The sequence below is a fragment of the Chryseobacterium sp. BGARF1 genome (genome assembly GCF_001677955.1).
Lineage (GTDB): Bacteria > Bacteroidota > Bacteroidia > Flavobacteriales > Weeksellaceae > Chryseobacterium.
This window is the reverse complement of sequence record NZ_LELA01000059.1, coordinates 1-9,698: the sequence shown is the minus strand read 5'-3', so window position 1 is coordinate 9,698 and position 9,698 is coordinate 1. Positions and strand designations below refer to the sequence as shown.

Annotated in this window: 10 protein-coding genes; 7 read left to right on the top strand and 3 right to left on the bottom strand. The window is 32.4% G+C overall.

Annotated features, from left to right (window positions below; translation table 11 throughout):
- Positions 1-118 precede the first annotated feature (118 nt).
- The 3 genes from AB671_RS12260 (at position 119) to rimM (ending at position 2,184) form a co-directional block, all read left to right on the top strand.
- Positions 119-631: a nitroreductase gene (locus AB671_RS12260; protein ID WP_066680136.1), complete on the top strand. Its 513-nt coding sequence runs from the start codon at positions 119-121 to the stop codon at positions 629-631.
- 341 nt (positions 632-972) lie between these two features.
- The gene (locus AB671_RS12255) at positions 973-1,527 is read left to right on the top strand and encodes a 30S ribosomal protein S16 (RefSeq protein ID WP_066680134.1); all 555 of its coding nucleotides are present in this window, start codon (positions 973-975) and stop codon (positions 1,525-1,527) included.
- Between the two features lie 114 nt (positions 1,528-1,641).
- Entirely contained in the window at positions 1,642-2,184 is a 543-nt protein-coding gene (gene rimM / locus AB671_RS12250; RefSeq protein WP_066680130.1) for a ribosome maturation factor RimM, read from the top strand.
- 60 nt (positions 2,185-2,244) lie between these two features.
- On the opposite strand, the gene AB671_RS12245 is transcribed toward rimM, so the two are convergent.
- From AB671_RS12245 to AB671_RS12235, 3 genes are all read right to left on the bottom strand, one after another.
- Positions 2,245-3,891 (bottom strand): serine hydrolase domain-containing protein, encoded by a 1,647-nt coding sequence (locus tag AB671_RS12245; protein ID WP_066680128.1) that lies wholly within the window; start codon positions 3,889-3,891, stop codon positions 2,245-2,247.
- A 68-nt stretch (positions 3,892-3,959) separates the two neighbouring features.
- Positions 3,960-4,760, bottom strand: a complete 801-nt coding sequence (locus AB671_RS12240) for an AraC family transcriptional regulator (protein WP_066680126.1) — start codon at positions 4,758-4,760, stop codon at positions 3,960-3,962.
- Positions 4,757-5,704, bottom strand: coding sequence for a helix-turn-helix domain-containing protein (locus AB671_RS12235; RefSeq protein ID WP_228390976.1), 948 nt, complete (start codon positions 5,702-5,704; stop codon positions 4,757-4,759). Before AB671_RS12235 ends, AB671_RS12240 begins: the two co-directional genes overlap by 4 nt.
- Before the next feature lie 88 nt (positions 5,705-5,792).
- Between AB671_RS12235 and AB671_RS12230 the strand changes: the two genes are divergently transcribed.
- From AB671_RS12230 to asnS, 4 genes are all read left to right on the top strand, one after another.
- Positions 5,793-6,470 carry an LA_2272 family surface repeat-containing protein gene (locus AB671_RS12230; protein ID WP_066680187.1) on the top strand — a complete coding sequence of 226 codons (678 nt, stop codon included), beginning with the start codon at positions 5,793-5,795 and terminating at the stop codon, positions 6,468-6,470.
- Positions 6,471-6,473: 3 nt separating this feature from the next.
- Positions 6,474-7,106 (top strand): hypothetical protein, encoded by a 633-nt coding sequence (locus AB671_RS12225; protein ID WP_066680123.1) that lies wholly within the window; start codon positions 6,474-6,476, stop codon positions 7,104-7,106.
- 20 nt (positions 7,107-7,126) lie between these two features.
- On the top strand, positions 7,127-7,726 hold the full coding sequence (locus tag AB671_RS12220; protein WP_066680122.1) for a CDP-alcohol phosphatidyltransferase family protein: 600 nt from the start codon (positions 7,127-7,129) through the stop codon (positions 7,724-7,726).
- A gap of 135 nt (positions 7,727-7,861) precedes the next feature.
- On the top strand, positions 7,862-9,310 hold the full coding sequence (gene asnS / locus AB671_RS12215) for an asparagine--tRNA ligase (protein WP_066680120.1): 1,449 nt from the start codon (positions 7,862-7,864) through the stop codon (positions 9,308-9,310).
- The last annotated feature ends 388 nt before the right edge of the window (positions 9,311-9,698 follow it).

Below are 9,698 nucleotides of genomic sequence, written 5' to 3'. Positions count from 1 at the left end.
AATTATCAATTATCAATTATCAATTATCAATTATCAATTATCAATTATCAATTATCATCATTGTTAAACTTCATTCATCCCGCTTGAGGCTTCCGGCATTTTTCATTATTTTTGTTAAATGAATAAAGCAGAAGTCTTAAAAGATATTATAGAACAGAGAAGAAGCATCTTCCCAAAAGATTATAACCAAACAGAAATCTCTCAGGAAATCATTGATGAGATTCTTCATTCGGCAACATTAGCTCCCAATCATAAGCGTACAAAACCTTGGCGTTTCAAAGTTTTTAAAGGGGAAGAAAAAGCAAATTTGGCTGTAGAAATGCAGGAAATTTACAAATCGACTCAAGATCCACAAGTTTTTTTAGAAAAGAAATATCAGGATATTGGTTTTAAAATCAATAAAGCAGACGCTGTGGTTTCGATTATTGTTAATTTTAGCGGAATGGTTCCTGAGTGGGAAGAAATTGCAGCGGTTTCTATGGCTGTACAGAATATGTATCTTACTTGTAATGCAAATGGAGTAGGTTGCTACTGGAGTTCTCCAAAAATTGTTGACCATTTGAAAGATTCTTTAACTATCGAAGAAAACCAGAAGTGTCTTGGTTTGTTTTACATGGGAAATGTTGATTAGGTCAATATAACAATGTAATTAGTGTAGCAATGTAACAATCTGTGTAGTGTGGAAATTTTGAAATGATAAGAAATACTGGTTTGAAATTAAGATGATTATTTTGTGGAAATGACAAATGTTGATGAACACAAAAATACCCTAGCCCTGATTGCAGCGACATCCTTTTTCTGCATTGGCTTGAAAAAAGTGCTTGCGAAAAAGATATAGCGGAAAGCAGGTTCCCGGCTCCTAAAAAATATTATTCTAAAACTTTTTACTTGGGTCTTTTTACTTGAAACTTTTTACTATCTTTGCAGACTTAAATATTAAATCGGGACGAGTTCCCTTAAAATTCAAACATTATGTCAGTAAAAATCAGATTACAAAGACACGGATCAAAAGGAAGACCTTTTTTCCATATCGTAGTTGCAGATGCAAGAGCTAGAAGAGATGGTAGATTCATCGAAAAATTAGGTACTTACAACCCAATTACAAACCCTGCTACAATAGATCTAAATGTTGATTCTGCTGTAAAGTGGTTAAACAACGGAGCTCAGCCAACTGATACAGCTAAAGCTATCCTTTCTTACAAAGGGGTTCTTTACAAAAAACACTTACAAGGTGGTGTTGCTAAAGGTGCTTTTGACGAAGCTGAAGCTGAAAAAAGATTTGCTGCTTGGGTAGAAGCTAAAGATTCTAAAGTACAAGGCAAAGTAGAAGGTTTGGCAACTGCTAAATCTGATGCTAAAAAAGCTGCTTTGGATGCTGAAACTAAAGTAAAAGAAGCTAGAACTGCTGCTGCTGCACAAGCTGAAGCGGATGCTAAAGCTGCTGAAGAGGCTGCAAATGCTCCTGCTGAAGAAGTTACAGAAGAACCAACTGCTGAAGCAGAAGGAACTGAAGAAGCTCAGGCTTAATTCTTCTAAAAAGATACAAAGCAAAGGCACGATTTTTTCGTGTCTTTGTTGTTTAAAAAAATAAATAAATTTGTTTTAAAAGTAAAAACAGATTTTTAAAATTCTAACCTCATTATGAAAAAAGAAGATTGCTATTTTTTAGGAAAAATTACACGCAGACATGGTCTTGCAGGAAATGTAATTCTTAAATTAGACACAGATCAACCCGAACTTTACAAAAAATTAGATTCTATTTTTGTAGAGATCAACGGTTTGCTGGTACCTTTTTTTATTGAAAGATCTTCTTGGAGTAAGCTAGATGCTCTGAATATTGCTTTTAAAAACTCTAATGAAGCTTTGGTTGACCAGTCTTTAGGGAAAAGTGTTTACCTTCCTTTGACGAGTTTGCCTCAACTTACGGGAAAACAATTCTATTATCATGAAATTATCGGCTATGAAATTTTTGATGAGCAGGATAACAGCTGTGGTGTCATCAGGTCTGTAAATGATCAGACGGCTCAGAATTATTTTGTAACCAATTTGGATGGTAAAGAAGTGGTGATTCCTTTGATTAAAGACTGGATTCTTGAGGTTGACCGTGATGAAAGATTTATCAAAATGCAGCTTCCTGAAGGTTTGATTGATGTATTTTTGGTGCCTTCAAAAAAAGATGAGTAATCATTATAAAGCAGATATAAAAAAATAGACTTTTAGTTCAAACTAAAAGTCTATTTTTTTTTACTTATTTAAAACAGCAGGCAATAAATATTCTTGTACCATTTTATCAACTTGTGAATGTGAATAGGGTTGGTTGTAAGCTCTGGCAGTAATGACCATAACAATGGGTAACTCTGTAAACATGATGATTTTATTTCCTCCGTTGCCGCTTGATTGATAGGTTTCAAAACTTTTGTTTCCTATTGTATATACTTTTCTCCAAAACAAATATCCGTAGCCTTCAAAATCAGGAGTATTTGAAAAGTAATTGGTAAAAGATTTTTTGACCCAATCTTTACTTAAGATTGTTTTACCGTTCCAAACACCATTATTTTTATACAGCTGTCCGAATTTTGCGAAATCTAAAGTATTCATTCTTAATCCACCTGCCAAAGAAGGTTTTTGCTGAGGAGTGAATTGCCAGTTATAATTGGTAATCCCTAAAGGTTGAAACAGTTTTTTATCTGCGTAATTTTTCAATCCTTTTGGTACCGATTGATCTAAAATATCTCCCGATAAAACGACGCCAGCTGTAAAATAATTCCAAGTTTCCCCGATTTTATTTTCTGTCATGGGTAAATCAAGAATAAATTTGATCCAATTATCAGTCGGGTACATGTTTTCTTCATTTCCTGGTGATTCTTCATCTTGATCATTTCCTTCAAAACCCGAGCTCATGGTCAACAAACTTTTTATCGTGACATTATTCTTTTGAGAAGAGAAATTTTTAAAAGTTTTCAAATCATAAAATTCACTGATCTTTTGTTCTTCATTTTTAATATAACCATCTTTTATGGCTATTCCTGTTAATGCGGAAGCAAAAGATTTTCCGACAGATCGCGTGTCGTTGAGACTGTCTCTGTTATATTTATTAAAGTATTCTTCCAAAAGAAGTTTCCCATTTTTAATAACGACAATACTTGTAATATCTCTGAATCTGTTTTCTGCAATTTTTGTGTTTAAAGCCCTTATTTTTTCTTGATCAAACTTCTCATCAGAGATTTTCCAGCCGCTATTTGGTTTAATTTTTTGAACAGTAATCTGCTGTTCTGAAATATTTTTTTTAGGAACAGTTAAATTAATTTCTCCTTGCGCAATAATATTTCCGGTTTTCACCGTTGGAGTTTTTAAATAAGGTCTGATCTCAATTTTTAAAATATGATTTCCTTCATTCAAAGCATCAATTCCGTTATTCGTCAAATAAAACCGTGACCATAGAAATTTCCCCCAAGAATCTTCATTCTTTGAACTCATTAAAGGAATTCTAAAATTTGTTTTCAATTTTTTGCTTTCTGAAGTTCCAGCTCCTGAATTTAAATTTTCAGTATAAATTAACTTTCCGTCAATGAAGAAACTAAATTGATAATTTCCTTTTTTAAGCAATTCGTCAGCAGTTAAAGAAGAATCAAGTTGATGTAAATAATTAATTAAGGAATTATCAAGAAACACTCGAATGTCTAAATCTTTGTCTTCCTTAAAAATCATAGATTTTAGAAAATCGGTTTCTTTTGTGGTTTCTAATGAAATAACTTTGTCCAAAAACATAATTTCGCCCAAATGATTTTTTTGAACAGAATTTTCTATTTTTTCCGGCTCAACAATGTTTGAATTTTGACTAAATGAAAGACAGAAAACGAAAATTAAAACTAATAAAAAGGTTCTTTTCACAATAAATTTTATTTAAACAAAATTAGGCTTTGACTTTCGGAAAAAATAGAATGAAATTAACATTGCTGCTATTTCAGCAAGTTTTTATATTTCAAAGGTGTTATTCCAATGTTTTCTTTAAAACAGCGAATAAAATGACTTTGGTCGGAAAATCCACATTCCAAAGCTACTTCAGATAAAGATTCGTAGTCATTCAAGAGTTTCAGCGACTTTTCGACTTTTAATTTTCTAAGGTATTCTCCCAAATTACAATGAAAATATTTATGAAAATCTCGGCTTAAATGTATCGGGTGAATGTCTAAGGTTTGAGAAAGTTCTTCTAAACTTAGCTTTTCTGTAGAATTTTCATGTAAAATTTCATCGATTTGTTTTACCCAAATAGGTTTCTTTCCCAAATTCTCTTTTTGACTGGATAATTGATTGAAAATTTTTAATAAAAGTTGATTAACAGACAATTCAAAAGAAGCATCATTAATTTTAGTTTCTTTAAATATCTGATGAATTAATAATTTTGAAGCAGGATTTTTAATATTAAAACTTCCTTCAGTTTGATTTTTTGAAAGTTGAAATTTTTCAAACCAATTTTCTCTAACTTCAATGTGAAATCCACGGGTGAAAATATCTGGTTTTATATTGTAATGGGCATCTTCCCTGTGATGATAAAGCAATGTTCCTGCAGAACAGTCGTATGTTTCTTTTTTGTTGCCTTCTGTCATATTTCCTTGTAACAGAAAAGTGAAATAAGGATTTTCATGATAATGCCAATCAACGAAAGAATGGGTATATTCTGTATCCGTAATGATAAGTCCATCAAAACTGAGTGTCTCGTTGGTTTGTCCGAAAAATTCACCATTACTTAGCGTTTTCATTTTAATTTCTGTTTTAAATTTTCAATCTGATCATACATTTTATTGAAAAACATTTTTCGTTCTCGGTTTCCAGAGGTATTCAACGATTTTGAGTTTTTAATTTCGTGTTCAAAATAAACCAAAGTATCACTACAAGTGTTGTCATCATTGGTCATCATGTATCCAAACATATTGAAAGGAATAAAAAAAGACGATTGATATTCATTTTTAAACAAAATATTGTTACTTAAGATCACCAAATCGTTGACGTAAAAATTAAAATCAGGATTATGCTGTATTTTATGCTCAATATTTTGAATGACGCTTTTCACTTCTTCTAAAATAAGCACAATATCTTTATATTTTAAAAGTCCCATTTCTGAGTAGAACGAAATCTGCATCAGAATACTCATAATCGTTGTGTCGTTCCATACTTCGGTTACATTTTGATTTTCATATAAATCTTTCAGCATTTCATTTTTTGGAGAATGATAAGGAAGGTCAAAGTCTTCAAAAGAACAGAGGAATTTATCTTCATTCAGCAGATTCATCCAAACATAAAATTTAAAACGCGAAAGAATAGTATCTGAAATCGTATAAAAAAACGGAATATCTTTCGCTGAATAATAGACTTTCGACTGATTGATGCTTTGGAAAACATCCAGAATCTTCAATGAACTTTCAAAAAAGTGCAGTAAATCTTCCTGAGTTTTTACCGGGCGTGTTCTTTTTACCACCAATTGATTTTCTGTTCCCAAAAACTGGTCAAGAGAAATTTGATAATACTTTGCTAACTCCAAAGCTTCTTCAAAACTGAATTTTGCTTTCATAGAAGTACGTCTGTGAGCAGCGTCGTAACTGATATTGAGGATGTTGGCAATCTCGTCATTCAAAGATTTATCACCAATTTTTTTTCTGATTTGCTTCAGTAATATTTCCTGATTCATTGCTTTTGCGATTTTCACAAATGTAGAAATTTATTTTAATTTTTTTTCGCATTCAGAAAAATGGTTTTCAAATTTAGCTTTGATGTATAATTTTAAAACAAGTATCATGAAAACGAAATTATTTTTAGTCATTGCTATTATACTCAATAGTTTGATGTTTTGCCAGGACAGTTTAAAGGCAAATGAACAAGAAGTAAGAGTAATCGCTGTAACTCCTTTGAACTATGACATCATAAAAGTAAATGGATTGGCAGTTGGATTAGGTTTCGATCCTAAATATCTTTTCAAAGATGATAATCTAACAGAAATACAGAAAGTAAACGGATTAAATTTAGAAGTTAATCCTTTAGGTTTGATGTATTTGCTTTTTTATAATCCTCCAAGAGCTCAAGATGAAGAACTTATTAAAGTAAATGGGCTTAATATTTCTTCGGCAGGTTATTTAAGAGGGGTAAGTCACAACGGAGTAAGTGTTTCTCTGTATAATTATGGTCACACTATGAATGGAGTTATGGGTTCACTATCTTCTTTTGACATTGAGAAAGGAAAAGGAATTTTCATTGCTCCATTGAGTGTTTCATCTAAAGAAATAAAAGGCTTAAGTTTTTCAGCTGTTAATAGTACTGAAATTCTGAGAGGTTTTCAGATTGGTTTTGTTAATAGAAATATTGACGGGAAAGGTCTTCAATTTGGTTTAGTTAATAAATCAAGCAAAATGAAAGGTCTTCAGATTGGTTTCTGGAACAAAAACGGAAAACGCACACTACCATTAATAAATTTTTAAGCCATGAGAACATTTATCATAGGATTGTTTTTGTGCCTGAATCTTTCTGCACAAAGTCTGGAAAAAGTAAAATCTGAAAAATCTTTAATAGAAGTTGGCTCATTTTTGAACTTTTCTAAGTTTAAAACGAAACAAAATGCAGGGTTTTATGCTGGATATTGGTATAGATTTCCTGTTGATGAAACTAAAACCCGTTTAGAATTGGGAACAAATTTGGGTTACAGCAAAAGTTTTTATGAATTTAATTATAAAAAAGAAGGTTTGCTTTATCCTATTCGCTCAGAAGAATTTGTATGGAATTTAGGAGTGAGAATGGTAAAAGAATACCATGTTGAAAACATTAAAATAGAATGGGTTTCAGAATTAGGTCTTCATACATTGATTTTTAATGACGGAGATATTCCAAAAGATGAGCCCGAGAAAAACGATTCTCAAAATAGTTATACTACGAATATAGATACTAATACCGCTACTTTTTCATCTTTAAAAATAGGTCAGGGAATTCGCTTTTGGAAAAATAATATAGGAATTGGTGTTCAGGCTTCTTATCTCCCTTACAGATTTTGGAACAGAGAGATAACGCCAGAAGGTTTTAATTCATTTTCAGTTGAAACAAGCTTACTTTTTAAGTTTTAAATCTAAAAAAAAGAAAAATCATGAAAAATATACCTTATATATTGATAGCAATTCGTTTTCTTTTTGCACCGATTATTTTCTTTTTAGCTTATGTAAAAGGCGAAGAGTCTCGATTTTTAATCTTAGCCTTAATGTTTATCGGATTGCTTACCGATATTTTTGATGGAATCATCGCTCGAAAAGTCGGAGTTTCTTCAGAAAAATTACGAAGGCTCGACAGTCAGGTTGATTTGATTTTTTGGCTTTCGCTTGGTTTTGCAGCTTATTTTTTAAACTCAGAATTAATTAAAAAAGAATGGATAGGAATTGCTGTTATTTTCATGATGGAAGCGCTTTGTTACATTATAAGTTGGTTAAAATTCGGCAAAGAAACTTGTACTCATGCATGGCTTTCAAAATTGTGGGGATTGAGTTTATTGATTGCTTTTACATACTTAATAGGCTTTCAACAGGCGGGTTGGCCATTTTATACAACCGTAATTCTGGGATTTATTGCTCATGTAGATGTAATTCTGATTATTTTAATTCTTCCAAAATGGCAGTATGATGTACCAAGCGCTTTTCATGCATGGAAAATAACAAAAGGAAAGCAGAGAAAGAAGTCAGTGTTTTTTAATTGATATTGATTATAAAACTCATTTTTTAGATTTAATAATTGATTATATTTTTAAAAAGACAGCGTAAACTTTAAGTTGCGTTGTTTTTTTGTAACTTTGCAGTCATTAATTTTTATACAAAAATTTATTAATCAACAAATGAAAAAGCAGACGATTAAAGAAGTCCTTGAGGGCTACAAGAAAGTATTACATCATGATATTACAGTTTACGGTTGGGTAAGAGCCTTCCGTTCAAATCGCTTTATTGCACTAAATGATGGTTCTACGATTAATAATTTGCAAATTGTAGTTGATTTTGAAAATTTCGACCAAGAGTTAATCAGTAAAATCAGCACAGCTTCTTCTCTGAAAGTAGTAGGAGAGGTGATAGAAAGCCAGGGAGCTGGGCAAAGTGTAGAAATTATCGCTAAAAAAATCATTATTTTAGGAGATAACTTTACCGAAGAAAGAGATAAAACGATTCTTCAGCCTAAAAAACACTCTTTAGAGGTTTTAAGAGAGCAGGCGCATTTAAGATTCAGGACCAATTTATTTGGAGCGGTTTTCAGAGTACGTCATGCAGTGAGTTTTGCAATTCACTCATTTTTTAACCAAAACCAATTTTTCTACATCAACACTCCAATTGTTACCGGTGCAGACGCGGAAGGAGCAGGTGAAATGTTTGGCGTAACCAACTTCGATTTAAATAATATTCCAAGAGACGAGCAAGGCGATATCGATTTTGCTCAGGATTTCTTTGGTAAAAAAACCAACTTAACGGTTTCAGGACAGCTTGAAGGTGAAACTGCAGCAATGGGATTGGGAAGAATCTATACTTTCGGACCCACCTTCCGTGCAGAAAATTCAAATACAACCCGTCATTTAGCTGAATTCTGGATGATCGAACCAGAAGTTGCTTTCAATAATCTGGAAGACAACATCGATTTGGCAGAAGATTTCCTAAAATATGTGATTCAGTATGTTTTAGACAATTGTAAAGATGATTTAGAGTTTCTAGACAAGCGTTTTGCAGAAGAGCAAAAATCAAAACCAGAAAAAGAAAGAGCAAAAGAAGGCTTAATCGAAAAGCTGGAAAATGTAATTGCTAAACGTTTCAAAAGAGTTTCTTATACCGAAGCAATTGAGATTTTATTAAACTCAAAAGAAAATAAAAAAGGAAAATTTGCTTATCCAATAGAAGAGTGGGGTGCAGATCTTCAGTCTGAGCACGAAAGATTCTTGGTTGAGAAACATTTTGAATGTCCGGTTGTTCTTTTCGATTATCCAAAAGAGATCAAAGCATTCTACATGAAACTGAACGACGATAACAAAACCGTTGCTGCAATGGATGTACTTTTCCCAGGAATTGGTGAAATCATCGGTGGTTCAGAAAGAGAAGCAAGATTAGATGTTTTGAAAACTAAAATGGCAGAAATGCACGTTGATGAGCACGAATTGTGGTGGTATCTTGATACCAGAAGATTCGGATCAGTTCCGCATGCAGGTTTCGGACTTGGTTTAGAAAGATTAGTTCTTTTCGTTACGGGTATGACCAATATTCGTGACGTGATCCCTTTCCCAAGAACTCCAAAAAACGCAGAATTTTAATTTGCATCATATATATATATAATACCTCTGAATTTTTCAGGGGTATTTTTTTGATATATAATATAAGATGCCTCCCACACTCTAACCCTCCAACACTAATACTTTTTCCAGTAGCTATTTCCGGCTTTCACTACTCGCTTTTTTGCGCCTTGCCTTTCCTTTTTAGCAAAAAGAGCTCAAACATACCGTTCAATCCGGGCTAGGAAAGAGTTCCTAAGTAAACATACCAGAGTTTACAGTTCAAATTTTAACCACAATGTAAAGAATAACCTATTTAGAGCTTTTTTTTGAACCTCTCTGATTTTTACTCAATTTTTTAAAGCTCCACTCGGAGCTGACTGTTCATAGCAGGGAAAATCTAAGTAAATATAAAGCTCCTTAGGAGCGA

Coding starts and splice junctions, on each gene's coding strand:
- AB671_RS12260 (WP_066680136.1), top strand. CDS start 119: ATGAATAAAGCAGAAGTCTTAAAAGATATTATAGAACAGAGAAGAAGC.
- AB671_RS12255 (WP_066680134.1), top strand. CDS start 973: ATGTCAGTAAAAATCAGATTACAAAGACACGGATCAAAAGGAAGACCT.
- rimM (WP_066680130.1), top strand. CDS start 1,642: ATGAAAAAAGAAGATTGCTATTTTTTAGGAAAAATTACACGCAGACAT.
- AB671_RS12240 (WP_066680126.1), bottom strand. CDS start 4,760: ATGAAAACGCTAAGTAATGGTGAATTTTTCGGACAAACCAACGAGACA.
- AB671_RS12230 (WP_066680187.1), top strand. CDS start 5,793: ATGAAAACGAAATTATTTTTAGTCATTGCTATTATACTCAATAGTTTG.
- AB671_RS12225 (WP_066680123.1), top strand. CDS start 6,474: ATGAGAACATTTATCATAGGATTGTTTTTGTGCCTGAATCTTTCTGCA.
- AB671_RS12220 (WP_066680122.1), top strand. CDS start 7,127: ATGAAAAATATACCTTATATATTGATAGCAATTCGTTTTCTTTTTGCA.
- asnS (WP_066680120.1), top strand. CDS start 7,862: ATGAAAAAGCAGACGATTAAAGAAGTCCTTGAGGGCTACAAGAAAGTA.